This is a genomic window from Kitasatospora sp. NPDC057936 (assembly GCF_042887525.1).
Lineage (GTDB): Bacteria > Actinomycetota > Actinomycetes > Streptomycetales > Streptomycetaceae > Kitasatospora.
Map to the genome: position 1 here is coordinate 1 of NZ_JBHVPD010000094.1, position 23,558 is coordinate 23,558.

At 72.5% G+C, this 23,558-nt stretch carries 21 protein-coding genes; 13 read left to right on the forward strand and 8 right to left on the reverse strand.

Translation table 11 applies throughout. The features are described 5' to 3' along the window. The 3 genes from ACFVU9_RS35670 to ACFVU9_RS35680 all read left to right on the forward strand — a co-directional run. Positions 1-222 (forward strand): hypothetical protein (locus ACFVU9_RS35670; RefSeq protein WP_387600716.1); only part of this gene is annotated, 222 nt, incomplete at its 5' end. A gap of 140 nt (positions 223-362) precedes the next feature. Then, a complete protein-coding gene (locus tag ACFVU9_RS35675; RefSeq protein WP_387600719.1) occupies positions 363-818 on the forward strand; it encodes a hypothetical protein in 456 nt (151 codons plus the stop codon). 151 nt (positions 819-969) lie between these two features. Beyond that, positions 970-1,239 carry an SH3 domain-containing protein gene (locus tag ACFVU9_RS35680; protein WP_329925605.1) on the forward strand — a complete coding sequence of 90 codons (270 nt, stop codon included), beginning with the start codon at positions 970-972 and terminating at the stop codon, positions 1,237-1,239. Positions 1,240-1,375: 136 nt separating this feature from the next. Here ACFVU9_RS35680 and ACFVU9_RS35685 read toward each other — a convergent pair whose 3' ends face one another. The 3 genes from ACFVU9_RS35685 to ACFVU9_RS35695 form a co-directional block, all read right to left on the reverse strand. After that, the gene (locus tag ACFVU9_RS35685) at positions 1,376-1,636 is read right to left on the reverse strand and encodes a hypothetical protein (RefSeq protein WP_387600722.1); all 261 of its coding nucleotides are present in this window, start codon (positions 1,634-1,636) and stop codon (positions 1,376-1,378) included. A gap of 100 nt (positions 1,637-1,736) precedes the next feature. Then, positions 1,737-2,474, reverse strand: coding sequence for a VOC family protein (locus ACFVU9_RS35690; RefSeq protein ID WP_387600725.1), 738 nt, complete (start codon positions 2,472-2,474; stop codon positions 1,737-1,739). Positions 2,475-2,626: 152 nt separating this feature from the next. Continuing rightward, positions 2,627-3,520, reverse strand: coding sequence for a LysR family transcriptional regulator (locus tag ACFVU9_RS35695; protein WP_380490806.1), 894 nt, complete (start codon positions 3,518-3,520; stop codon positions 2,627-2,629). A gap of 71 nt (positions 3,521-3,591) precedes the next feature. Between ACFVU9_RS35695 and ACFVU9_RS35700 the strand changes: the two genes are divergently transcribed. The 3 genes from ACFVU9_RS35700 to ACFVU9_RS35710 all read left to right on the forward strand — a co-directional run bounded on the left by ACFVU9_RS35700 (position 3,592) and on the right by ACFVU9_RS35710 (position 6,669). After that, a complete protein-coding gene (locus tag ACFVU9_RS35700; RefSeq protein ID WP_387600729.1) occupies positions 3,592-4,488 on the forward strand; it encodes a DMT family transporter in 897 nt (298 codons plus the stop codon). Continuing rightward, positions 4,485-5,813, forward strand: a complete 1,329-nt coding sequence (locus ACFVU9_RS35705) for an MFS transporter (protein WP_387600731.1) — start codon at positions 4,485-4,487, stop codon at positions 5,811-5,813. Before ACFVU9_RS35700 ends, ACFVU9_RS35705 begins: the two co-directional genes overlap by 4 nt. 115 nt (positions 5,814-5,928) lie before the next feature. Then, positions 5,929-6,669: a class I SAM-dependent methyltransferase gene (locus tag ACFVU9_RS35710; RefSeq protein WP_387600818.1), complete on the forward strand. Its 741-nt coding sequence runs from the start codon at positions 5,929-5,931 to the stop codon at positions 6,667-6,669. Positions 6,670-6,804: 135 nt separating this feature from the next. On the opposite strand, the gene ACFVU9_RS35715 is transcribed toward ACFVU9_RS35710, so the two are convergent. The 3 genes from ACFVU9_RS35715 to ACFVU9_RS35725 all read right to left on the reverse strand — a co-directional run bounded on the left by ACFVU9_RS35715 (position 6,805) and on the right by ACFVU9_RS35725 (position 10,164). Further along, positions 6,805-8,211: a hypothetical protein gene (locus ACFVU9_RS35715; RefSeq protein ID WP_387600734.1), complete on the reverse strand. Its 1,407-nt coding sequence runs from the start codon at positions 8,209-8,211 to the stop codon at positions 6,805-6,807. A 131-nt stretch (positions 8,212-8,342) separates the two neighbouring features. Beyond that, the gene (locus ACFVU9_RS35720) at positions 8,343-9,332 is read right to left on the reverse strand and encodes an alpha/beta hydrolase (protein WP_380447538.1); all 990 of its coding nucleotides are present in this window, start codon (positions 9,330-9,332) and stop codon (positions 8,343-8,345) included. A gap of 205 nt (positions 9,333-9,537) precedes the next feature. Next, positions 9,538-10,164: a TetR/AcrR family transcriptional regulator gene (locus tag ACFVU9_RS35725; protein ID WP_387600737.1), complete on the reverse strand. Its 627-nt coding sequence runs from the start codon at positions 10,162-10,164 to the stop codon at positions 9,538-9,540. Between the two features lie 177 nt (positions 10,165-10,341). Here ACFVU9_RS35725 and ACFVU9_RS35730 point away from each other — a divergent pair, with 177 nt between their 5' ends. Then, positions 10,342-11,526, forward strand: coding sequence for an agmatine/peptidylarginine deiminase (locus ACFVU9_RS35730; RefSeq protein ID WP_387600739.1), 1,185 nt, complete (start codon positions 10,342-10,344; stop codon positions 11,524-11,526). A 63-nt stretch (positions 11,527-11,589) separates the two neighbouring features. Here the strand turns inward: ACFVU9_RS35730 and ACFVU9_RS35735 are convergent, their stop codons facing one another. Further along, complete coding sequence (locus ACFVU9_RS35735; RefSeq protein ID WP_387600742.1) at positions 11,590-13,704, reverse strand: DUF4157 domain-containing protein; 2,115 nt, start codon at positions 13,702-13,704, stop codon at positions 11,590-11,592. A gap of 446 nt (positions 13,705-14,150) precedes the next feature. Here ACFVU9_RS35735 and ACFVU9_RS35740 point away from each other — a divergent pair, with 446 nt between their 5' ends. From ACFVU9_RS35740 to ACFVU9_RS35750, 3 genes are all read left to right on the forward strand, one after another. Beyond that, positions 14,151-14,570 carry a peptidase inhibitor family I36 protein gene (locus ACFVU9_RS35740; protein ID WP_380447531.1) on the forward strand — a complete coding sequence of 140 codons (420 nt, stop codon included), beginning with the start codon at positions 14,151-14,153 and terminating at the stop codon, positions 14,568-14,570. A 109-nt stretch (positions 14,571-14,679) separates the two neighbouring features. Next, positions 14,680-15,648 (forward strand): hypothetical protein, encoded by a 969-nt coding sequence (locus ACFVU9_RS35745; protein ID WP_387600745.1) that lies wholly within the window; start codon positions 14,680-14,682, stop codon positions 15,646-15,648. A gap of 75 nt (positions 15,649-15,723) precedes the next feature. After that, positions 15,724-16,383, forward strand: a complete 660-nt coding sequence (locus tag ACFVU9_RS35750) for a glyoxalase (RefSeq protein WP_387600748.1) — start codon at positions 15,724-15,726, stop codon at positions 16,381-16,383. Positions 16,384-16,456: 73 nt separating this feature from the next. On the opposite strand, the gene ACFVU9_RS35755 is transcribed toward ACFVU9_RS35750, so the two are convergent. Continuing rightward, positions 16,457-16,897 carry a VOC family protein gene (locus tag ACFVU9_RS35755; RefSeq protein ID WP_380447528.1) on the reverse strand — a complete coding sequence of 147 codons (441 nt, stop codon included), beginning with the start codon at positions 16,895-16,897 and terminating at the stop codon, positions 16,457-16,459. A 300-nt stretch (positions 16,898-17,197) separates the two neighbouring features. Between ACFVU9_RS35755 and ACFVU9_RS35760 the strand changes: the two genes are divergently transcribed. The 3 genes from ACFVU9_RS35760 to ACFVU9_RS35770 all read left to right on the forward strand — a co-directional run bounded on the left by ACFVU9_RS35760 (position 17,198) and on the right by ACFVU9_RS35770 (position 23,554). After that, positions 17,198-19,723, forward strand: a complete 2,526-nt coding sequence (locus tag ACFVU9_RS35760; protein ID WP_387600751.1) for a collagenase — start codon at positions 17,198-17,200, stop codon at positions 19,721-19,723. Positions 19,724-19,946: 223 nt separating this feature from the next. Continuing rightward, on the forward strand, positions 19,947-20,771 hold the full coding sequence (locus tag ACFVU9_RS35765; RefSeq protein WP_387600754.1) for an FAD binding domain-containing protein: 825 nt from the start codon (positions 19,947-19,949) through the stop codon (positions 20,769-20,771). After that, complete coding sequence (locus ACFVU9_RS35770; RefSeq protein WP_387600757.1) at positions 20,768-23,554, forward strand: molybdopterin-dependent oxidoreductase; 2,787 nt, start codon at positions 20,768-20,770, stop codon at positions 23,552-23,554. Before ACFVU9_RS35765 ends, ACFVU9_RS35770 begins: the two co-directional genes overlap by 4 nt. Positions 23,555-23,558 lie beyond the last annotated feature (4 nt).

Consider the following 23,558-nt stretch of genomic DNA (forward strand, 5'->3'; position numbering starts at 1 on the left):
GTGACGGCCGGGGCCGCGCCGACGCCCCGCCACCGCCCGCCCGGGGCGCGCCGCACCGAACGCGCGCCGCCGCCGGCCCCCAACGCGCCGTGGAGCGGGGGCGAACCGGCCCGGTCGGCGACCTGCTACGCGCAGGTGGTGCGCGGGCCGATGACGCCGGTGGTGAACCGGATGGGCTTCCCGCTCTCCCGAGGCGTCCCCTCGGCCGAGTATGGGCGGTGATCGCACGCTCCGGCCTCGCGGCCGGCCGGTTGCCGCGCCGTCACCCGACCCGGCTCGCCTGCGCCAGTGCCAGCAGACGGCGCAGGGCGGTCGGGGTGTGGCCGAGGCCGGCGCCGCCGGAGCGGGCCTCGTCGAGGCGGGTGGCGGCCACGCTCGCGGCCGTCGGCTGCTGCCTGTTCCTCCACGGCCGCCGCGCACTCGGCGCCTTCCTCGCCGCACTCGCGGCCCTCACCCTCGCCCTGGTGGTGCTCGTCGTCGTCCCCGGGCTCAACCCCGACGGCGTGTACCCGTACCTGTCCAGCGTGGACGGGCCGTCCGGCGATCCGGTCGCCAGACTCCTGATGCCGGGCCAGAAGTGGGTCACCCTGGCCGTGCTGCTCGCTCCCACGGCCTTCCTGGCGCTGCGGTCCCCGCTCCTGCTGCTCGCGGTGCCGACGCTGGGCTGGCGGTTCTGGTCCACCAACCCCGCGTACTGGGGCACTTCGTTCCCCGCGCGGCAGGAGGCCGACGCCCTTCGCGCGCTCGCCTCCGCCGGGTGCGCCCCGGTCCGCGGCGGCGGCATCACCGTCTACCGCCTTGGTGGGGAGGGGGTGTGAAGGAGTGTGATGATCCGTCAATCAAAGCCTTCTCAGCGCCATTTGAAGATCATGAACATGTTATGTTCTCTGGCGCCAAGATCATCTGACTTGGCGTCACATGGTTCATCGAGGAGAAACTGTGTCTTTCGCAGCACGGGGGAAGCGCACCATGGCAGCGGTCGGCCTCGCCGTCGCGGTCGCCATCGGCGGCGCCACGCTGGCCACGCCTGCCTACGCCGACGACGTCTACGGCCACTGCACCGGGGACGGTGTCCGCCTCCGCTCCGACCCGAGCACCTCGGGCGCGATCCTCGGCCTCTGCTACACCGGCCAGCGGCTGGCGCACCGCGACGTGTCCGGTGACGGCCAGTGGGACCTGGTCTACGACGTCGACAGCGGCGTCACCGGCTGGATGTCGCACGGCTACTTCAGCTGGTGACACGTCCCGCCGAGGGACCGATGGCGATGTAGGGAGAGGCCGCCCCGCCGGTGAGACGGGGCGGCCTCTTGCCGTCCGCATCCGTCTCAGGGCGGGAGCGGCGAGGGCGGGCCGGTGGAGGCGGCGGTTGCCCCGCTCACTCGTGGGCGCTGATCTCCCCGCCGATGCCGAGCACGATGTACACGCCGTTGGCGTCGACCCCGGCGTCGTGCTGGTCGGCCTCGAACGTGCCGTTCACCACGCCGTCCAGGCCGAGGATGTCCGCGCGGTAGTGGAGCTCGCCGAGCTTGGTGACCTTGGCCGTCCAGCCGCCCGCGAGCTTGAAGGTGCCCGGGCCCTTGTGGGAGCCGCCCATCCAGGCGTGCACCGTGCCGTCCATCGAGAGCACGACGAACATGTCGTTGGCGTCGACCCCGGCGTCGTGTCCGTTCGCCTCCAGGGTGCCGTAGACCTGACCGTCGTGGACGATCTTGGCGACGTAGTGCAGTTCGCCGAGCTCAGCGGGGGCTGAGGAGGCAGAATTCGTTGCCTTCCGGGTCGGTCAGGATCCTCCAGGAGATGACGGACTGGTCGATGCCGGGGTCGGTGGCGCCCAGGGCGCGCAGCCGGGCTTCCTCCGCCGCCACGTCGTCACCGCGGTAGGGGCTGACGTCGAGGTGGACGCGGTTCCACCCGCTCTTGGTGTCGGGGGTGCGGATGAACTCCAGGTAGGGGCCGATGCCCTGGGAGGAGCGCATGGTCGCGTGGTCGTCGGCGACCTCGTGCAGCGTCCAGTCCGTCGCCCCGCCCCAGAACCGCGCCATCTCGCGCGGGTCGGTGCAGTCGACCACCACCGCGGCGATCGGCCCGGTGTCCCGGTAGACCTCGCGGGGCTCCAGGACGCAGAACTCGTTGCCCTCGGGGTCGGCCATGACGGTCCAGGGGACCTCGCCCTGGCCCACGTCGGCGAGCGTCGCGCCGAGGTCCTTCAGGCGCGCGACCAGCTCGGCCTGGTGGGCGGCCGAGGTGGTGGCCAGGTCGACGTGGACCCGGTTCTTCGCCGTCTTGGGCTCCGGGCGGGCGATGATGTCGATGCAGACGGCCGCGGGGTCGGGGTAGGCGAAGCCCACGGGTTCGAGGTTGGTCACGCCGGGCGCCTCGTGGTGGACACCCCAGCCGAGCGCCTCCGCCCAGAAGCGGCCGAGCGCGTCGTCGTCGTGGGCCTTCATGTTGATCTGCACGAGTCGTGTTGCCATGGTGCGGATCCTAGGGGCAGCAGCCGGCCGACGGCATCCGATTTCGGTCGGCGCAGCGGGTGTTCCGGCTGGTCAAGGGCGGTGGCGGTGGCGGTGGCGGTGGTGGTGGCGAGGGCGGCGGCGAGGACGCGGGGCGGTCGGGTGCCGGGCCGTCATCGCTGGGCGGCCGCCTCCCGGAGGGCGTCGAGCAGGCCCTGCACCGCCGGGTGGGACAGGGCGGTCTCGCGGACGGCGGCGTGGACGGTGCGGACCGGTTCGGGGCGGCGCACCCGGCGGACCACGACGTCGGGGTGGCGGCCGGTGAGCCCCAGCCTCGGCATCACGGCCACGCCGAGGCCGGCGGCGACGAAACCCCGGGCGGTGGCGTGGTCCTGGCCGTCCACCACGACGTCGGGGCTGAAGCCGGCGGCGGCGCAGGCCCGGAGCACGGGTTCCAGGCAGGGGCCGGGCGGCTCGCTGCCGATCCACGGCTCCTCGGCGAGGTCGGCGAGGTCGAGGACGCGTTTGGCGGCCAGCGGGTGGTCCGCGGGAAGGACCGCCACGTAGGCGTCGTCGAGCAGGTGCACCAGCCGGACGCCCGGCACGGAGGCCTCGGGGCCGCCGATCACCAGGGCGAGGTCGGCCCGGCCGTCGGCCACCTCGCCGAGCGGGTCCTCGGGGTCGTTCAGCCGCAGGTCGATCCGCACGCCGGGGTGTTCCCGGCGCACCCGGGCGACGGCGGGCGCCACCAGCCGGGCCCCGACCGTCGCGAAGTAGCGGATGGCGAGCCGTCCGGTGCGTCCGGCCCGCAGTTCGGCCAGGGCCGTCTCCGCCTCGGCGACGTTGCGGCTGATGGTGGCGGCGTGTTCGGTCAGCAGGCGTCCGGCCTCCGTCGGCCGCACGCCCCGGCCGGCCCGTTCCAGCAGGGCGGTCCCGGCCTCCCGCTCCAGGGCCGCGATCTGCTGGCTCACGGCCGAGGGGGTGTACCCCAGGTTGGCCGCGGCGGCGGTGACCGATCCGCTGCTCACGACGGCCCGGAGCACCTGCATACGCCTCACATCGAGCATGTAGCACAGCTTAAAGGAGATGAAGATCTTTTCGCTTGTGCTGTCGAATCGGTCCGGGCAGCGTTCCTCCCATGAGAACCGCAAGTCTGTACTGGTCACGCGTGGGAGTCCTCGCGCTGCTCTGGGGATCCACGTTCCTGTGGATCCGACTGGCCCTGGACGGCCTGCGTCCGGCTCAGGTGACGGTCGTCCGCTGCGCCCTGGGGGCCCTCGTCCTGGTGGTGATGTGCCTCGCCCGGCGCCTGCGGCTGCCGCGCTCGGCCGCGACGTGGCGGCACGTCGTGGTGGCCGCGTTCTTCTGCAACGCCCTGCCGTTCACCCTGTTCAGCTTCGGTCAGCAGACCGTCGACTCCGGCCTGGCGGGCGTGCTGAACGCGACGACTCCGCTGTGGTCGCTGCTGATCGGCCTCGCCCTCGGCACCGACCGCCGGCCGGGCGCGCTCCGGCTGGGCGGACTCCTGCTCGGGTTCGGCGGCACACTGTTGATCTTCGCGCCCTGGCAGCACGGCGATGCGGTGGGCTGGGGCGCGCTCGCCATCCTCGGTGCCTCGCTGAGCTACGCCGTCGCCTTCGCCTACATGCGGCGCCACCTGGTCGGCCGGGGCACGCCCACCCTCTCGCTCTCCGCCGCCCAACTGCTCGCGGCGACCGGACTGACCGCGCTGACGCTACCCGCGGGCGGCGCGCTGCCGACCCACCTCGGCGCGACGTCGCTGATGGCGGCGGCCGTGCTCGGGGTCCTCTCCACCGGGGTGACGTTCCACCTCACCTACCGCATCATCGCCAGTGAAGGCGCCACCGACGCCGCCACCGTGGGCTACCTGCTGCCCGTCGTCTCGATCCTGCTGGGCGCGCTCGTCCTCGACGAACCCGTCGGCCCGAGGACCCTCACGGGCATGGCCGTCGTCCTCGCCGGAGTGGCGATGACCCGGCTGCGCCGGACACCCGCACCGGCGGTGGCGAGGTGACCACGCGATCCCGATCCCCCTGGTCCGTACCGGACTTCCGCACCCTGTTCGCCGCGACCACGCTCAGCCAGCTCGCTACCAACGTGAGCTACGTCGCCGTCCCGCTCATCGCCGTCTCCGCCCTCGACGCGACCCCGGCCCAGGCCGGCCTGCTCGGGGCCCTGGGCACCGCCGCCTTCCTCCTCATCGGACTGCCCGCCGGAGCCTGGGTCGACCGCCTGCGGCACCGCAGGGTGCTGATCGCCGCAGATCTGGCCCGCGCCCTGCTCTTCGCCTCCGTACCGCTCGCATGGTGGCAACACGCCCTCACGCTCGGGCAGTTGTACACGCTCGTGCTCCTGAACGGCGCCGCCACCGTCTTCTTCGACATCGGCGCGCAGAGCGTGCTGCCCCAACTCGTCGGCCGGGAAGCACTCGTACGGGCCAACGCCGCCGTGGTGAGCCTCATCGCCCTCGGCAACGTCGCCGGGCGCGGCGCGGGCGGCGGACTGGTGCAGGTGCTGACGGCCCCGGTGGCGGTCGCGGCCACGGCCGTCTGCTACCTCGCCTCCGCCGTGCAACTCACCGCGCTGCGCCGGTTCCCGGCCTCCCCGGCTCCCGGGCGGCCCGCCCGGCTGCGGGCGCAGATCACGGAGGGCCTGCGCCACGTCTTCGGCAATCCGGAGCTCCGGGCGCTCGCGCTCACCGCGACCCTCGCAAACCTGGGCTCGCAGATCGTCAACACCACGCTCCCGATCCTCTTCATCCGCGAACTCGGCCTGTCCGCGGGCACCCTGGGCCTGTTCTGGGCCACGGGCGGGGCCGGCCTCCTGCTGGGCGCCCGCTGCGCCCGCCCGCTCGCCGCCCGGCTCGGTCACGGCCGCGCCCTCGCAGTGGCCGGCCTCTGCCTGTCGCCGACCGGCCTCCTGGTGCCCCTGGTCGGCCACGGAGCCTGGCTGTGGCTCGCCGGGTGCGGCTGGTTCCTGGCCATGCTCAAGATCGGCACGGACAACGTGCTCGGCGTGAGCCTGCGCCAGCGGATGACCCCCGACGCCCTCCTCGGCCGGATGAACGCCACCTTCCGCTTCCTGCTGACGGGAGCCCTCGCCATCGGCGCCGCGGTCGCCGGCGCGATCGGCCAACTGGCCGGAGTCCACCTCGCGCTGTGGGCGGGCGGCGCTCTGATCGCGACGGCCTTCCTGCCGGTCCACCTCTCCCCGGTCCGCCGCCGCCGCGACCTTCCGCCGCAGTCCGAGCCGGTCGACCGGAGTGCGAGCCGGGCGGGAGCGGGGCCCGTAGCGGCGACCAGCCGCGCGGCGCGAACGCGACGAGAACGGCGGCTGTAGCTGCGGCACATTTGTGGTTTCCGCCAGTACGGCGCTCCGGTGGCCGGAAGCGAGACTTCCCGGCAGGAGCTTCGGCCCGGACGAGGGCCGATGCCGTGGACGAACGGGGAGCATGATGACCGGTCAGCTGTACGACGAGATCGGCGAGGCGTTCGAGGGCTTCAAGACCCTTCCGCTGACGCGCTACGGGGAGGTGCCCGGCTTCCTCGCCCTGGTGGGCGACGTGACCGGCAGGTCCGTCCTGGACCTGGCCTCCGGGACCGGCTTCTACAGCCGGGAGTTCAAGCGCCGGGGCGCATCCCGCGTCCTCGGTGTCGACATCTCCTCCGAGATGGTCGGCGCGGCCCGGGCCATGGAGGGCGAGGAGCCGCTGGGCGTGGAGTACGAGGTCGGCGACGTCGCCGAACTGCCCGTCTACGAGGAGCGGTTCGACCTCGCGGTCGCGGTCCAGTGCTTCAACTACGCCGACGACGTCGCCACCATCGAGCGGATGTGTCGCAACATCCACCGCAGCCTCGCGGGCGGGGCCGAGTTCTTCGCCTTCGTGCAGCACCCGGACTACCGTTTCGACGGGCCGTCCCTGGCCAAGTACGGCTTCCTGTGCGAATCGCTCGGCGAGGTGACCGAGATCGGGCCGCGGGTGAGGATCACCGCGCTCCTCGACCCGCCGATCTCCTTCGTCGCGAACCCGCCCAGCCGCGAGACCTACGAACGGTCGCTGCACGCGGCCGGATTCAAGGACATCACCTGGGTGCCCCTGGAGATCTCCGAGGCCGGCGTGCGCGAGTACGGCGAGGACTTCTGGGCCGATTTCGCCGCCAATCCGCCGCTGACGATGCTGCGGTGCCACGCCTGAGGCCTGAGGCCTGAGGCCTGAGGCCTGAGGCCTGAGGCCTGACGCCTGACGTCTAACGCCTGAGGCCGACGCCGCGACGCGAGACGCCCGGTCCCCGGAACGGCCGGGGACCGGGCGACCACACGCAGGTCGGCCTCAGCCGACGGCGGGGCCGGAGGTGGTGTTGAGCCAGGACCACTCGGACCAGGTGGAGAAGCCGGTCTGCCAGCGGTGGTGGACACCGGCGCCGCTGGAGCCGAAGACCTCGATGCGGCCGTCGGCGTTGGCCGCCGCGGTGATCTCGGTGCCGGGGCCGCCGAAGGCGACCCACTTGTCGTACGGGGCGTTCACGCCGGTCTGCCACAGGTGCTGGGCGGTGGTGCCGTTGATGGCGAAGACCTCCACCCGGCCGTCCGGCGCGTGCTCGCTGGTCAGCTGGGAGTCGGCCGGCCCGCCCGTGGGTTCCCAGCCGGACCAGGTGGTGGGGTTGGTCTGGTAGCGGTGGTAGACGCCGGCGGAGCCGGACGCGAAGACTTCGAGGCGGCCGTCCTGGTTGTGGTCGACGGTGAGGTCGTGGCCGCCGTCACCGAAGGTCTCCCAGCCCGACCAGGCGCCGCTGGCGGCGGTCTGCCACATGTGCTGGAAGGTGGAGCCGTTGAGGGCGAAGACCTCCAGGCGCCCGTCGGGGGACTTGCCGAGTCCGATCTCGCTGTCGGCGGGGCCGCCGCCGGCCGGCTCCCAGCCGGACCAGCCGCTGTTGGGCGCGGTCTGGTAGCGGTGGAAGACGCCGACCGGGCCGGAGGCGAAGACCTCCAGGCGGCCGTCCTGGTTGGCGCCGACCGCGAGGTTGTGGCCGCCGGTGCCGAACGTGTCCCAGCCCGACCAGGCGCCGGAGGGCTGGAGCTGGTAGCGGTGCTGGAGCGTGCTGCCGTTGAGGGCGAACAGCTCCAGGCGGCCGTCCGCGTCCGCGCCGATCGTCAGCCGGGCGCCGCCGGGGCCGTCGAGGGACTCCCACTCGGACCAGTCGCCGTTCACCTTGTTCTGCCAGGCGTGCGAGACGCCGTTCGCCCCGGCTGCGAACACCTCCAGGCGGCCGTCCGCCGAGCGCGCCGAGACGACCCGGCCGGGTTGCGTCGGGTAGACGACCGGGGCCGGCCCGGGGTCGTGGTGGCCGAGCCGGTCGGCGGCGGCCCGGGCCGCGTCCAGGTACCGCAGGTGCGCGCCCTCCTTGTAGGTCGACCACTGCGCCCAGTCGGTGCCCTTGTTGGAGATGCGGTAGGCCGCGTTGGCGTTGCACTGGGCGTCGTAGGCGCAGGCGTCGCTGACCTCGGGGTGCCAGTAGCTGTTGATCTCCCACAGGCCCCGGTCGGTGGACGGCGGCGTGTTGTTCTGGACGTTGGACGCGAGCGGGTTGCAGCTGGACTCGGCCATGCCGACGGCGATCGCGGTCACCAGGGCGTCGCCCCGGAAGCCTGCGGTGTAGCCGACCTCGGCGCAGAGGTCGATGCCGGTGGCGGCCGGCGCCGGCGTGGCGCCGACGCCGACCGTCAGGCCCGCCGTCATACCGAGCAGCGCGAGCGCGGAGACCAGGACCCGATGCAGCGGGGTGGCCGGGGCCGGTGCCGGGGCCGGTGCCGGGGCCGGTGCGGGTCGCGAAGCGCGCCGGAGGAGGGAGGGGAACACCGGGGCGGCCCTCACGCCTTGCGCAGGCGGTCGATGATGCCGTCCAGGTCCTGCCGGAACATGTCCGGCCGGATCTCGTGGCCGCCGGGCACCTCACGCGCGTCGTACGGGATGCCCGCCCCGTCGAGCAGGGAGCGGAACTCGCGCTGCCCGGCCAGGACCTGGGTCTCGTTGACGGTGCTGAACCAGTCGACCGGGTTGGGGCTGGTGCCGGCCACCAGGAAGACCCGCTTGTTGCGGTAGCTCTCGATCCGCTCCACCGGGTTGTCGGCGCTCACCCGCGCCTGGTCCCAGAGCGGCACGCCGTAGACCGTGCCGCCGTTCAGGTCCAGCGCGGCGGAGGAGGCGTTCGCCCAGTGCGCCACCAGGCCGCCGTCCCGGCGCAGGCTGGCCGGGCCGGAGTGGGCGCTGACCGAGGCGAAGTGCCCGTAGTACTTGGCGGCGTACTTCAGCGCGCCGAAGCCGCCCATCGAGAAGCCGGCCACCGCGCGGCCGTCGTACTCGGCGTAGGTGCGGAAGTTGGCCTCGACCCAGGGCAGCAGCTGGTTGATGTGGAACTCCTCCCAGTTGCGCGGGCCCGCGTTGGAGCTGACCGGGTTGGAGTACCAGCCGGCGTGCCCGCCGTCCGGCATCACCACGATGATCGGCTTGCCGGCGGTCCAGTCGCGGACGCCCGCCCGGTCGAAGGTGATGAAGTCCTGGTCGTTGCCGCCGCCGTGGAACAGGTACAGCACCGGGTAGGTGCGCCCGCTCCACTGGTAGTCGTCCGGCAGCAGCACGTTCACGGCGGGGTTCCAGCCGATCGCCGAGGTGCGGAAGCGGTAGTACCACATCCGCGGGTCGCTCTCGTTGCGGTCCACGATGCTCAGGCCGAAGCCGTCGCCGGCCGCTGCCGCGGGACTCGCCGAGGCGAGCGAGCCGGCGGCGCCCAGCGCCAGCGCGGCGCCGAGCCCGCCGCCGGTCCTGAGGATGCTCCTGCGGGTGGGGTGCTGGGCGGTCAACGTGGCCTCCTGGGAACGCGCGTGACGGCGGCCCGTCCGGACCGCCCGGTGGTCGAGCGGTTGGGACGGTAGTCACCCGCCGCACGGCGCGGAATCCGGAACGATCCGGACTGACGGGGGAGGCCCGATCGCCGAGACTGGTGTCTTTGACCCGGAGGGCGGAGGAAGGAACCGAACGGCTCCGCGCCCGGTCGGGCGAGCCGGGTCAGGCGGCGGTGAGCGCGGTCATCAGGGTGCGCAGCACCGTCCCCGTCTCCGTGCCGGCGTCGAGCGACTGGGCGGCGGCCAGGCCGTCCACGGCCGCCGCGAAGGTCTCGCCCAGGAGCCTGGCGTCGAGGCCGGTCCGTCGTTCGTCGGCCAGGAGCTGGAACAGGCGCACGAAGCAGGCGCGCCAGCGCCGGTAGTCCTCGTCGAGGCGCTCCCTGATGCGGTCGTCGTTGAGGGCGAGCCAGTGCAGGGCCGAGTGCAGGTGTGCGAGGTCCGGGCTCTCGGGCCGGGTCAGCAGGGCGATCACGCGCTCGGCGCGTTCGGTGAAGCTCCCGGGGAGGTCGACCGCCTCCTCCAGCGGGGTGATCCACTCCGGCCGGATGTCCTCGATCACGGCCACGATCAGGTCGGTCCTGTCCTGGAAGTGGTAGTGGCACATCCCGTGCGAAATCCCGCACAGGGCGGCCACGTTGCGGGTGGTGAAGCGCCCGGCGGCCTCGCCGGCCAGGAGGGTGCGGGCGGCCGCGATCAGGCGGGCTCTGGTCTGCTCGCCCTTGGCCGAGGGACGTCGACGCCCGGCGTCCCCGGCGGCCGAGGGGGTCTGGTCGTTCGCGCGCGTCGCCATGGGCGCAACTGTAACGACCGCCGGGGAGCGGCCATCGGGACATCGGCGGATCCGGCCGTCCGGACTCAGGCGCCCCACCGGTCCCGACTTCTGCGCGAAGAATTGACCGAGCGCTTGGCCAGTTATAGCTTTCCGGTCAACCTCGCCACCCCCACGGCGAGTTGACGGGAGATCCCCATGAGCGATCAGACCCCCGACCAATGGACCCCGAGCAGACGGCGGTTCCTGACAGCGGCCGCCATGACCGCCGCCGGCGCCGCCGTCACGGCGGCCACCGGCCCCCGGGCCCGCGCCGCCGGACGGTCGACGACCCCGCGCGGCGGTGCGCCGGCCGCCCCGGCTCTCGCGGGCGCGTTCTCGGTTCCGGCCGACGGCGTCCCGCACACCCGCACCTGGATGGCCTGGCCCGACAGCACGACCATCTACGGGCGCAAGCTCTCCGGCGTGCAGGCCAACATCGCCCTCATCGCCAACACCGTCGCGAAGTACGAGCCCGTCCACCTCCTCGCCAACGCGGCCGGCGTCGCCGCCGCCAGGCGCGCCTGCACCAACCCGAACGTCACCGTCATCGGCTCCATCCCGGTCGACGACTGCTGGATGCGCGACACCGGCGCCGTCTTCCGCACCGACGGCGCGGGCGGCCTGGACGCCGTCGGCCTCAACTTCAACGGCTGGGGCAACCACCAGCAGCACGCCAACGACGCCCTCGTCGCCCAGCGCGTCGCCGCCTACCTCGGCCTCCCCTTCACTGCCGCCGGCCTGGTCAGTGAAGGCGGCGCCATCGAGACCGACGGCGCCGGGACGCTGATGGCGACGAGGAGCAGCATCATCAACCCCGACCGCAACCCGAACCTGTCCCAGGCGCAGATCGAACAGGCCATGTGCGCCGCCTACGGCGCGAGCAAGGTCATCTGGTTCGACGGCATCAGCGGCCAGGACATCACCGACGACCACGTCGATGCCACCTCGCGCTTCCTCGGCCCCGGCGTCGGACTCGTCCAGACCCCCAACCCGGCCGACCCGCCGGACATCTGGTCCAACGACGAGCAGCAGCAGTACCAGATCCTGTCCTCGTCCACCGACGCCCAGGGGACGCCGATCGCGGTCACCGCGCTGCGGTCGCCGGACTACAACCTGATCCGCGCGGTCAGCAGCAGCTTCGTCGACTCCTACGCCAACTACTACGTCTGCAACGGTGCCGTCATCTCGGCCCAGTTCGGCGACACGACCGCCGACGCCAACGCCAAGAGGGTCCTCCAGGGCCTCTTCCCCGGCCGCACCGTCGTCCAGCTCAACATCGACAACCTCGGGAACCAGGGCGGCGGCATCCACTGCGTCACCCAGCAGCAGCCCGTGCCGTAGACGGCGGCACGTGTGCGGGGACCCGCTCGATCGAGCGGGTCCCCGCACAGCTCAACTGTGTTGTTATTTCTTGTACTTGAGTGAGATGCCCGCGTTCAGCAGCTGGACCAGGTCGAACGCGGCGACCGTGAGCGGCGTGAGGTTCGGGGTCCGCAGGCCGTCCTTCATCCGGCGCAGCTCGGTGACCAGGGCCACCTCCTCCTTGCCGAGCGGGCCGACCCGGTCGTCGACGCTGCCGAGCGCGCCGAGGGAACCGTGGATGTGCACCCAGTCGTCCTGGGTCACGTCCGCCTTCTCCGCCGTGTTCAGGTTCGTGTACTTCCGCAGGAGGTCCTTGCCCGTGGGCATGCCCATCAGCCACTGGTGACGGGTCAGGGGGATCGCCCGCTCCCGGCGGTCGCCGGCGTCGCCGTGTTCGACGGTGTCGGAGTACACCGGCGCCTGCGTGTCGCTCGGGTCGAAGCCCGCCGCCCGGAGGACGAACGCGGCGAACTGGTCGGGGTGTTCGCGGAAGTGGACGCGGAACGGGCGGGGCAGCAGGGTGAAGTTGTGGGCGAAGGACGTGCGGGACATCAGGCCGCCCGCGATCGACTTCGAGTTCGACTTGGGCGGCAGCTTGTCGCCGTTCACCAGGTAGCTGCCGACCAGGGTGGCCAGGCCGACCAGCGCGGCCGTGGACTCGCCGCCGGTGACGTCCTTGCCGAGCCGCTTGGCCTGGTCCTCCGCCTGCTTGCGGATCTGGTCGACCTCGCCGAGGGAGCCCGTGTGCAGGTCGTCCTTGGCCTCCTTCCGCTGCTCGAAGGCGGAAGCGGAGGTGGTGAACGGCTTCTTGTTCGGCACGTTGAGGTACTTCACCAGCCGGGGCAGCTCGTCCAGCTTGAAGCCGCCGGTCATCTGCGGCGCGTAGACCAACTCGCCGCCCAGCGGGAAGACCATGATCCCGGCGTCCGCCGTGAAGCCCCCGAGCTGCACGTCCGTGAGCGGGAAGGACTCCTCGTCCTTCCGGGCGTCCAGGGCCGCCGAGACCCGGGTGATCTCGCCCATCACGGCGAGGAGTTCGTCCTTCGTGGTGAGCGGCTCGGTGACCCACTCCAGGGCCGACCCGCCCGTCGGGCTGACGTCCGAGGTGAGCTTGTAGTCCGTGCCCCGGCCGACGACGCCCATCTTCGGGACGTCCCGGCCGCGGATGGGGGTCTCCCGGATCTCGCCGTTTGCCATCAGCGGATAGGCGGCGCCCTCCGCGTGCCGTGCGTACTCGTCGGGCCTCTCCTGCCGGGCCCGCTGCAGCCGGGCCCGGCCCGCGTCGGTCGCCTCGAACCGCGGCGGGTCGGCCGGGCCCTGCCGGGGCAGCTCGGCGATCCACGCCGTCGTGAGCTCGTTGGGCGTCCTGGCCTGCTCGTTCTCGTCCAGGAGATCGACGGCGACCTTCGCGGCCATGTTCCGGAGGATCTTCAGGCCGATGATGCCGTCGCGCCGGGTGACCTCGTCCTGGTAGGCCTGCTCGTCCTGCGCGGTGAGGTCGTTGTGGTCGCGCACCCGCCACTGCGACTCGAACTCGAAGCCGACCCGGCGCTGGAGCGCGGCGCCGTGGACGTGTCCTTCGTGGCCGTCGGCCGCTCGGCGCTGGACCGGGCGCTGGACCGGGCGCTGGACGGTCGCGCCGCGGGCGACGCGGGCACCGACGTCGGCGGCCTCGCGCTCCCACCTGCCGTCCGGGTCGCTGAGGCCGGCCGGGGCGTCGTGCTGGGTGGTGTGGTGGATCTCGTGGGCCATCGTCTCGACGTCGCGCAGGACGCCCGCGTTCTGCACGACGATGTTGCTGCCGACGGTGTACGCCCGGGCGTCGATGCCCGCGGCGGCCCGCTCGTCGACCGAGACCCGGACGTGGTCCAGGCTGGTGCCGAAGGCGCTCTCCATGGACCGCTGCACGTCGCCCGGAAGCCGCCGGTGCGCCCGCCCGGCGACGGCGGCGGCGTCCCGCACCGCGGCGCCGCCGTCCGCGTCGCGCTGTACTGCCTCGCGCTGTACCGCCTCGCGCGCGATCATCCGCCCGACGGCGGCGTTCCCGATCGACCGCTGGAGGGCACCGGGCGAGCCGCCGGCCCGTCCGGCGTCGCGGGGCTTGACCTGGTCGCGGTCCGGAGCGGCCTTCCGCTGGGACTCGGTGGTGTGCCGCATGACAGATCCGTTCGCCCGAGATCGCGTGCAGAGCCTGACCACCCAGGCTCCCACGGGGCACGCCCCGCCGGAACGGCCCGCAGGGCCGAACACAGGGCAAGCCGCCCTGCCCGGTGAGGGAAGTTGATCAGGACCTCGGAGCGCACGGGAAGTCGGCCGGGCCGACTTCCCATTCCCGTCCCACCCGGCGTCTGACCGAAGCCTGCTGCCGGAGGGCCGTTCCACGGGATCCGGAGTCCGATCGTGCCGTTCCCAATCCCCAGCTCAGCGCTGTGGGAACGGGTTGGACGTTCCAAACAGTCCGTCCGCTCTCGAAGTCGACTCCGCTCCTGCCGCAGAGTCGTTCCTGTCAGGCCGGGCACCACGGCCTGATCACGATCAGGGATGCGACCCGCCCCGGGACGAGGGTGCGGGGGATCCCACTCCACCGATCGGAAGGCAGTGAGATGAACAAGAAGATGGCGGCCGCCGCCCTGGCCGCGGTCACCCTCGGTACGGTGCTCCTCGGCACCGCCACGCCGGCCCTCGCGAGCTCCGGCGGCTGCATCAGCGGCGACGCGTGCGTCTACTACAGCCCCGACCTGCAGGGTGCCTTCTTCGGCAAGGGCGAGGACGGCAACTACGACGGCTACTTCGGCGGCGGCGGGGCCGGCAACGGCCAGGCCGTCATGAACAACGCCGCCTCCGTGTGGAACATGGACCAGAACTGGAACGTCCGCGTCTACTACCGCGAGTACAGCATCCGCAACACCGGCCCGAACCAGTACATCCCGCACAACTCGTGGGCCAACCTGGGCGCGGTGCCGTGGAACGGCGGCTCCATCAACATGCGCAACAACAACCACTCGCAGGCCTGGGAACTCTGATCCGGCTCCGACCGGGTGCCGGGCCCCCGCTCGTCGGGGACCCGGCACCCGGTCGGCGTTCCACCGCCCGAGCCGCCCGTACCGCCCGAGCCGCCCGAGGAGCCCCGCCATGACGTCCCCCCACCGCGGCCGTTCACTGGCCGCCCTCCTGCTCGTCCCCCTGGTCCTCACCGCCGGCTGCGCCTCCGGACCCGCGGCCCCCGCCGCGCCCGCCGCCAGGCCGTCCGCGTCCCTGACGCCGATGGACCCGCCACCGATCGGCGACGTCCCCCGGTTGACCGAGGCGGGCGACCGGACCCTGCCCATCGAGGCCTACCTGCTCAGCGGGGAGCAGTTCCGGCAGTACGACGCGGCGCAGACCGTGCTGGTCGCCCGTTGCGTACGGGGGTTCGGCCTGGTGTACTCCCGGCCGCCCGGGTCCGGGGCGGCGCCGTCCCAGAGCCAGACCGCCCACCGGTACGACCCGGTCGAACTCGCCGACGTCTCCGTGCACGGCTACCACGCGCCCGACCCGGGCGGCGCGAGGAAGCCGAGCGGGGGAGCGTCGATGGGCGCCGAGCTCACCACCGTGCTCGGTACGGGCCTCGGACCGGGCGGGAAGCCCGCCCCGGGATCGGCCACCGAGTTCCGGGGCAAGGGGCTGCCGCCGGGCGGGTGCGTCGGGGCCGCGCAGAAGGAGCTGACCTCGCGCGGCGGCACCGGGCGGGACGCCGACGTCGCGGTGGGGATCAACTACGAGGGCTTCGAACGCTCGATGACGGACCCCAGGGTCAGGACCGTCTTCCAGGACTGGTCGCGCTGCATGGGGGACCGCGGCTACTCCTACGCCACGCCCGGGGACGCCCTCAAGGACTCCCGCTGGGCGGCCGCCGCCACGCCGTCCGCGGAGGAGATCGCCACGGCCACCGCCGACGTCGACTGCAAGGCCCGGGCGAACGTCGTCGGGGTCTGGTTCACCGTCGAGACGGCCTACGAGGACGAGCTCATCCGGCAGCACCAAGCGGAGCTGACCGCGGTCAGGGCCGGCAACGACGCGATGCTGGAGCTCGCGCGATCGGTGGCCGCGGCCGGTTCGTAGGAGGTGCCGGAAACCCACGGGACCGGTCAGGATTCGAGAAGCCTCCGCCGCAGGGCCGCCCGTAGCGTCATGGGCATGGGAAACAACGAGAACACCGCGTCCACCGTGTCCCTCGCCTCCGTCACCCTTGAGGTGGCCGACGCCGGGGCAGCCCACCGCTTCTACGCCGCGTTCGGCGTGGAGCAGCACGTCCGCCTGCGGGAGTCCGCGGCGCCGACCACCGGTTTCCGGGGCTTCGCCATGGCGCTCACGGTGGCCGGGCCGGGCACCGTCGACGGCTTCATCGCCGACGCCGTGGCCGCCGGGGCCACGGTGCTCAAGCCCGCGGCGAAGTCGCTGTGGGGCTACGGCGGCGTCGTCCAGGCGCCGGACGGGACGGCCTGGAAGATCGCGACCTCGGCGAAGAAGGACACCGGCCCGGCCACCCGCGAGATCGACGACGTCGTCCTGCTGCTCGGCGTCGAGGGCGTCAAGGCCACCAGGGAGTTCTACGTCGGCCGGGGCCTGACCGTGGCCAGGAGCTTCGGCGGCAAGTACACCGAGTTCACCGCTGGCGGGCCCGGCGCCGTCAAGCTGGCGCTGTACAAGCGCCGCGCGCTGGCGAAGGAGGTCGGCGTGGCCGTCGAGGGCACCGGTTCGCACCGGATCGTCCTCGGCAGCACCGGCGCCGCGTCCTTCACGGACCCGGACGGGTTCGCCTGGGAGAGCGTCGCGCTGGCCGCGGCCGGCTCCTGACCCGGGCAGGTGAACGCGTGGACGACGCCTCGGCCCGGACGCGGCCTGCCGGGCCCGGGGCGTGCCGTTCGGCTCAGCCCAGCTGCTGGGCCAGCCCGAGGATGATCCCGCCCGGCCCGCGGAGGTAGCAGAGCAGGTAGCTGTCCTCGTAGCGCGCCACTTCGCCGACGAGGACGGCGCCGTGGGGCCGGAGGCGGGCGAGGGTGTCCTCGATGTCGTCGACGGCGAACATGACGCGGTGCAGGCCGAGCGTGTTCGCCGGGGGGACCTCCGGCGCGGGGGTGATCGCCACGGGGGTGTGGTAAGTCGCCAGTTCGAGCCGGCCCGGGGCGCCCGGGATCCGCATCATCGCGATCTCGCACCGCATGTCGTCGAGCCCGACGACCTTGCCCGCCCACTCTCCGTCCGTCGGCATCCTGCCTTCCAGCTCCATGCCGAGTGCGGTGAAGAACGCGATGGCGGCGTCGAGGTCGTCGACGACGATGCCGACGTTGTCCATGCGCTGAATCGTCATGCCCCCGAGGGTAGGGGCCGGGGCCGACAGTGCCGGTGTCAATGCCCCCGGCGGTCGGCGCGGTTGCCCCGGACGGTCGCGTGACGGGCCGCCAACCGCCCTGGCCTGCCTTGCTGTTGGCGCGGTGACGGGCATTTGAACGTTCAATGTCGCGATTCGGAACGGTCCGGATGCGAACCTTGACGCCCGGGTCTTGACCCATGTGACCGGTGACATGTGTTATTTCACATGCCTCGGTGAGCACCCCCCCAACGGACAGCGCACGGAGGCAGCTCGACCCACCCCCACACAGGAGTGTTGATGAGTCAGTTCTTCAAGCTGCCAAGGGCTATGGCGGTCCTCGCCGTGGCGAGTACCGCCGTCGTCGGCCTGGGTGCCGTGCCGGGCTTCGCGGCCCCGGACAGCGCCCCGCCCGCGTCCGCACGCCACACGGCGTCCGCCGGGCACGGCCCCCGCATCCTGCCGCCGACCGGGAGCTCCGCCAGGGACGCCGCGAGCCGTGAGGCCGTCCAGGACCACCCCCTCACCGCCGCCCAACTCCCGCCGCGCAGCCCCCTGACCGCGCCCGCGACCGCCCCGCACGCCCCCGCGGCCACGCGGCTCGCCGCGGCGTCCTGCACCCCGGCCGACTTCGGCGGCCGCACCGGGTCCGCGCTGGTCTCCTTCGTCGAGGCCTCGACGCCCGACTGCGTCAACACGCTCTTCGGGATCGCCGGCTCCGACGCGTCCGGGGTGTTCCGCGAGAGCCAGATGATGACGATCGCCAACGCCCTCCAGGGCGTCGCCTCCGCCTACCCCGGGGACAACTCGACGGGGATCCTGCCACTGGTGCTCTACCTGCGCGCCGGGTACTACGTGCAGTTCAACCACCCCGCGGACGTCGGCTCCTACGACTCCGCCCTCACCACCGCGGTGGCGGGCGGCCTCGACGCGTTCACCGCGAGCCCGCACTTCACGGACGTCAGCGACGCGAACGGGCAGATCGCGGGCGAGGCCGTCATCCTCACCGACAGCGCGAACCTGCAGGCCCGCTACCTCGGCACGTACAAGCGGGTGCTGAACGGCTACACCGCCGCGTACGACTCCTCCTGGTACATGGTCAACTTCGTCAACGACGTCTTCACCCCGATCTTCCGCGGGCACCAGAACCAGGACTACGTCGACGCCGTCACCGCCGACCCGAGCCTCATCGACACCCTCGACGCCTTCGCGCTCGACCACCGCGGCCTGCTCGGCGGCACCAACTCCTTCCTCGACTCCAACGCCGGCATCGAGACCGCCCGCTTCATCGAGCACCCCGCCCTCCAGGCCAAGGTGCGCCCGCTGATGAAGGGCCTGCTCGACGCCTCGTCCATCACCGGCCCGACCGCCCCGCTGTGGGTCGGCGTCGCCGGGCTGGCCGCCGCCTACGACCAGGCCCAGTGCTCGTACTACGGCGTCTGCGACCTGCCCCAGCGGCTGACCGCCGCCGCCCTGCCGGTCAGCCGCACCTGCGACGCCACGCACACCGTCCGCGCGCAGGACCTCACCGCGGCCGACCTCGACGCCGTCTGCGCGAGCCTGCAGAACCAGGACCCGTTCGTCCACAACCTCGTCAAGGACAACGGCCCGATACCCGGCCAGTACGAGTCCACGCTCCAACTGGTCAACTTCGCCAGCCCGGCGGACTACCAGACCTACGCCGGGCCGATCTACGGCATCGACACCAACAACGGCGGCATGACGCTGACGGGCGATCCGACCAGCCCCGCCAACCAGCCGCTCTCGATCACCTACCGCCACCCGACCGACAACGGCTTCACCGCCCGCGTCTGGAACCTCAACCACGAGTACACGCACGCCCTCGACGCCCGCTACGACATGAAGGGCAACTTCTCGCAGCAGATCGCCGTGCCCGACGTGTGGTGGATCGAGGGCGTGGCCGAGTACGTCTCCTACACCTACCGTGGCGTCACCGACACCCAGGCGGTGTCCGAGGCCGCCAAGCACACCTACAAGCTCAGCACGCTCTTCCAGAACACCTACGACAACAGTGACACCACCCGCACCTACCCGTGGGGCTACCTCGCCGTGCGCTACATGGTCGAGAAGCACCCGGACGTCGTCCAGGCGATGCTCGGCCACTTCCGGACCGGCGACTACCCCGGCGGCTACGCCGTCTACAACTCCCTCGGCACCTCGTACGACGCCGACTTCGACGCCTGGCTGACCGCCTGCGCCGCCGGTGCGTGCGCCACCACGGGCGGCACCCCGACCGCCGCGTTCGACAGCACCGCCGACGGCCTGACCGTGCGGCTCACCGACCGCTCCACCGAGACCGGCGGCGGCCGGATCGCCTCCTGGGCCTGGGACTTCGGCGACGGCACCACCGCCACCACGGCCAGCCCGGCGAAGACGTACACCGCGCCCGGCACCTACACCGTCACCCTGACCGTCACCGACGACAGCGGCCACACCGCCACCGCGAGCAAGTCGCTCACCGTCACCGACGGCACGACGGCGTGCACCGCGGCCGACACACGGGTGATGGACCGCAACTGCTACCGCACCGACCAGTCCGCGTCCGCGGGCAACCTCGACTACCTCTACATCTGGCTGCCGGCCGGCACCTCCACGCTGACCGCCACCACCAAGGGCGGCACCGGCACGGCCTACCTGCTCTACAACCCCACCTCGTGGGCCACGCTCAACGCCTACACGAGCGCTTCGTTCAACGACGGCTCCACCCAGAGCCTCACCGTCACCAACACGACGGCCGGCTACCGCTACATCAGCCTCTACGCCCGGACGGCGTTCAGCGGGGTGACCGTCACCACGCGGTACTGACCCCTCGCGGACAGACACGACAGCGGCGGCCCGGGACACCCTCCCGGGCCGCTGCTCCTCGCATTCGCGAGGCTACTGCTCGTAGCAACCTCGCAACTGCGAGGTGCACGGCTTGGTTGATCATCCAATCCGGCCTCACGGCCCTGGTATCCCAGCCCACTCGTTCCCGGCTCCCGCCGTTGCTTCAATCGCCCTACTGAACGGTCGAGGACGGTGGTTGGACGTGGACCTGAACACAGTGGTGGAGCTGCGTGACGCGCGGCGTCGCGATACCTGGCGCCCGGGGGACGCCTGGCTCGGCGGGGGCACGTACCTGTTCTCCGAGCCGCAGCCGCACATCCGCCGGCTCATCGACCTCGGCCGGATGGGCTGGGAGCCGCTCCGGATGACCGCCTCGGGGGACCTGGAGATCGCCGCGACCTGCACGATCGCCCAGCTCTCCCGCTTCGCCCGGGCGGCGCGCTGGCGGGCCGCGCCGCTCGTCGAGCAGTGCTGCCGCGCGTTCCTCGCCTCCTGGAAGATCTGGAACATGGCCACCGTCGGCGGCAACCTGTGCAACGGGCTCCCGGCCGGGCCGATGATCTCGCTGACCGCCGCCCTGGACGGCGTGTGCACCCTGCTGTCCCAGACGGGCGAGGTGCGCCGGGTGCCGGTGAAGGACTTCGTGACCGGCGCCGGCGTCAAGGTCCTGCGGCCCGGCGAGCTGCTGCGCTCGATCACCGTCCCCGCCCGCGCGCTGGCGAGCCGGACGGTGTTCCGCCAGGCCTCGCTGTACGGGCTCGGCCGCTCCGGCGCCCTGCTGATCGGCACCGTCGACCCGGTCGACGGCGAACTCGCACTGACGATCACGGCCTCGACCGTCCGTCCGATCCAGCTGCGCTTCGCCGTCCCGCCGAACGCCGAGGCCGTCCGGGAGGCGGTCGGCTACGGCGTCCGGCCCGACGAGTACTTCGACGACATCCACGGGCTCCCGGCCTGGCGGCGGCACATGACCCACCGCTTCGCCGAGGAGATCCGCCGCGAACTGGTCGAGGAGGCCGGGCGATGAGTTACACCATCCGCGTCAACGGCGAGGACTTCGACGCCGAGCCCCGGGCGGGCCAGTGCCTGCGCACCTACCTGCGCGAGCGCGGCTGGTTCGGGGTGAAGAAGGGCTGCGACGCCGGGGACTGCGGCGCCTGCACCGTGCAGGTCGACGGCGACCCGGTGCACAGCTGCCTCTACCCGGCGCTGCGCGCCGAGGGCCGTTCCGTCACCACCGTGGAGGGGCTCGCCAAGGACGGCGAACTCCACCCGATGCAGCAGCGCTTCCTGGACGCCCAGGGCTTCCAGTGCGGCTTCTGCACGGCCGGCATGCTGATGACCACCTCCGCCGAGGGCTTCGACGACGACAAGCGCGCCGACCTGCCGCGCGCCCTCAAGGGCAACCTGTGCCGCTGCACCGGCTACCGGGCGATCGAGGACTCCATCCGGGGCGTCAAGCACACCGAGGCGCCGTGCGCCGGCCAGGCCGTCGGCCGCAGCCTCGGCGCGCCCGCCGGGCCGCAGGTGGTCACCGGCACCGCCCGCTACACCTTCGACCTCGACGTCGAGGGCCTGCTGCACATGAAGCTGCTGCGCTCCCCGCACCCGCACGCGCGGATCGTCTCCATCGACACCTCGGCGGCCCTGCGGGTGCCCGGGGTCGTCGCGGTGTTCACCCACGAGGACGCCCCCGACAAGCTCTACTCCTCCGCCCGGCACGAGCACCCCACCGAGGACCCGGACGACACCCGGGTGCTCGACGACGTGGTCCGCTTCGTCGGTCAGCGGGTCGCCGCCGTGGTCGCCGAGAGCGAGGGCGCGGCCGAGGAGGGCTGCCGGCGGATCGTCGTCGGGTACGAGCAGCTCCCGTACGTCCTCGATCCGGAGGAGGCGATGGCACCCGGTGCGCCGGTGATCCACCCCAAGGGGCCGGAGTCGCGGATCGCCCGCGCGGAGAACAACGTCTGCGGCGAGGCCCACGGCGAGATGGGCGACGTCGAGCAGGGCTTCGCCGCGGCGGACGTGGTCTACGAGGAGACCTTCCGCACCCAGCGGGTACAGCACGCCAGCCTGGAGACGCACGGCTGCGTCGTCTACTTCGAGGAGGCCGGGGAGACGGGGGAGACGGGGGAGACCAGGGAGACGGGGGAGGAGCGGATCGTGGTCCGGTCCTCCACCCAGGTGCCGTTCCTCACCCGCCGGGCGCTGTGCGACCTGTACGACCTGCCGATAGAGAAGGTCCGGGTGGTCGCGGGCCGGGTCGGCGGCGGGTTCGGCGGCAAGCAGGAGATGCTCACCGAGGACATCGCGGTGCTCGCGGCGATGCGGCTGCACCGGCCCGTGAAGCTGGAGTTCACGCGCGGCGAGCAGTTCTACGGCGCCACCACCCGGCACCCGTTCACGATCACCGTCAAGCTCGGCGCGAAGGCGGACGGGACCCTGACGGCCATCCGGTTCCGCGTGGTGTCCAACACCGGCGCGTACGGCAACCACGGTCCGGCGGTGATGTTCCACAGCGTCGGCGAGTCCATGGGCGTCTACCGCGCGCCGCACAAGAAGGTCGACGCGTACTCGGTCTACACGAACGGCGTGCCCGCCGGGGCCTTCCGCGGCTACGGCCTCGGGCAGGTCACCTTCGCCGTCGAGTCGGCGATGGACGAGCTCGCGCGGCGGCTGGAGATCGACCCGCTGGTGCTGCGGGAGCGCAACATCATCGGCCCGGGCGAGCACATGGGGGGCCCGCTCGGCGAGGAGGAGGACCTCCACATCGCCAGCTACGGCCTCGACCAGTGCCTCGGCGTCGTCCGCACCGCCCTCGCGAACGACAGCAGCGCCGAACTCGCCCCCGAGGGCTGGCTGGTGGGCCAGGGCTTCGCCATGGCGGCCATCGCCTGCGGCCCGCCCGGCGGTCACATCGCCGACGCCACGGTCAAGCTCCTGGAGGACGGCACGTACGACATCGCCGTGGGCACGGCGGAGTTCGGCAACGGCACCACCACCGTGCACAAGCAGATCACCGCCGGGGCGCTCGGCACGACCGTGGACCGGATCGCGATCCGGCAGTCCGACACGGACGTCGTCAAGCACGACACCGGCGCCTTCGGCTCGGCCGGCACCGTCGTCGCGGGCAAGGCGGTGATGAAGGCGGCCAACGCGCTCGCCGAACGGATCCTCGGCTTCACCGCCGAGTACGCCCGCACGCCGCGCAGCCTGCTGCGGCTCACCGCGGACGCGGTGGAGTGCGACGGGCGGGCGGTCGCGCTCAAGGAGGTGTTCGAGGCGGCGCGCGGCCGGGGCGTGGAGCTCAGCGCCGACGGCCACTTCGGCGGCTCGCCGCGCTCGATCGCCTTCAACTCCCAGTGGTTCCGCATCGCCGTCGACCCGGACACCGGCGAGATGCGGATCCTGCGCAGCGTCCACGGCGCCGACGCCGGCAAGGTCATGAATCCCCTGCAGTGCCGCGGCCAGGTCGAGGGCGGCGTGGCGCAGGCGCTCGGCGCGACGCTGTTCGAGCAGGTCCTGGTCGACGACCGGGGCGAGGTCACCACGGCCGCCTTCCGGCGCTACCGGCTGCCCGCGTACGCGGACGTGCCGCGCACGGAGGTGCACTTCTCCGACACGTCGGACTCCATCGGGCCGCTCGGCGCCAAGTCGATGTCCGAGAGCCCGTTCAACCCGGTGCCGCCCGCCTTCGCCAACGCGCTGCGCGACGCGACGGGGATCCGGTTCACGGAGGCGCCGTTCCTGCGGGACAAGGTGTGGCAGGCGCTGGACGAGCACCGGAGGCGGACGGGCGGCGTCCGCTGACGCA

Bases quoted from the DNA above. Each gene is read 5' to 3' on its own strand.
- ACFVU9_RS35680 (WP_329925605.1), top strand. From the start codon at position 970: ATGGCAGCGGTCGGCCTCGCCGTCGCGGTCGCCATCGGCGGCGCCACG.
- ACFVU9_RS35685 (WP_387600722.1), bottom strand. From the start codon at position 1,636: ATGTTCGTCGTGCTCTCGATGGACGGCACGGTGCACGCCTGGATGGGC.
- ACFVU9_RS35690 (WP_387600725.1), bottom strand. From the start codon at position 2,474: ATGGCAACACGACTCGTGCAGATCAACATGAAGGCCCACGACGACGAC.
- ACFVU9_RS35695 (WP_380490806.1), bottom strand. From the start codon at position 3,520: ATGCTCGATGTGAGGCGTATGCAGGTGCTCCGGGCCGTCGTGAGCAGC.
- ACFVU9_RS35700 (WP_387600729.1), top strand. From the start codon at position 3,592: ATGAGAACCGCAAGTCTGTACTGGTCACGCGTGGGAGTCCTCGCGCTG.
- ACFVU9_RS35710 (WP_387600818.1), top strand. From the start codon at position 5,929: ATGACCGGTCAGCTGTACGACGAGATCGGCGAGGCGTTCGAGGGCTTC.
- ACFVU9_RS35715 (WP_387600734.1), bottom strand. From the start codon at position 8,211: ATGACGGCGGGCCTGACGGTCGGCGTCGGCGCCACGCCGGCGCCGGCC.
- ACFVU9_RS35725 (WP_387600737.1), bottom strand. From the start codon at position 10,164: ATGGCGACGCGCGCGAACGACCAGACCCCCTCGGCCGCCGGGGACGCC.
- ACFVU9_RS35730 (WP_387600739.1), top strand. From the start codon at position 10,342: ATGAGCGATCAGACCCCCGACCAATGGACCCCGAGCAGACGGCGGTTC.
- ACFVU9_RS35735 (WP_387600742.1), bottom strand. From the start codon at position 13,704: ATGCGGCACACCACCGAGTCCCAGCGGAAGGCCGCTCCGGACCGCGAC.
- ACFVU9_RS35740 (WP_380447531.1), top strand. From the start codon at position 14,151: ATGAACAAGAAGATGGCGGCCGCCGCCCTGGCCGCGGTCACCCTCGGT.
- ACFVU9_RS35745 (WP_387600745.1), top strand. From the start codon at position 14,680: ATGACGTCCCCCCACCGCGGCCGTTCACTGGCCGCCCTCCTGCTCGTC.
- ACFVU9_RS35750 (WP_387600748.1), top strand. From the start codon at position 15,724: ATGGGAAACAACGAGAACACCGCGTCCACCGTGTCCCTCGCCTCCGTC.
- ACFVU9_RS35755 (WP_380447528.1), bottom strand. From the start codon at position 16,897: ATGACGATTCAGCGCATGGACAACGTCGGCATCGTCGTCGACGACCTC.
- ACFVU9_RS35760 (WP_387600751.1), top strand. From the start codon at position 17,198: ATGAGTCAGTTCTTCAAGCTGCCAAGGGCTATGGCGGTCCTCGCCGTG.
- ACFVU9_RS35770 (WP_387600757.1), top strand. From the start codon at position 20,768: ATGAGTTACACCATCCGCGTCAACGGCGAGGACTTCGACGCCGAGCCC.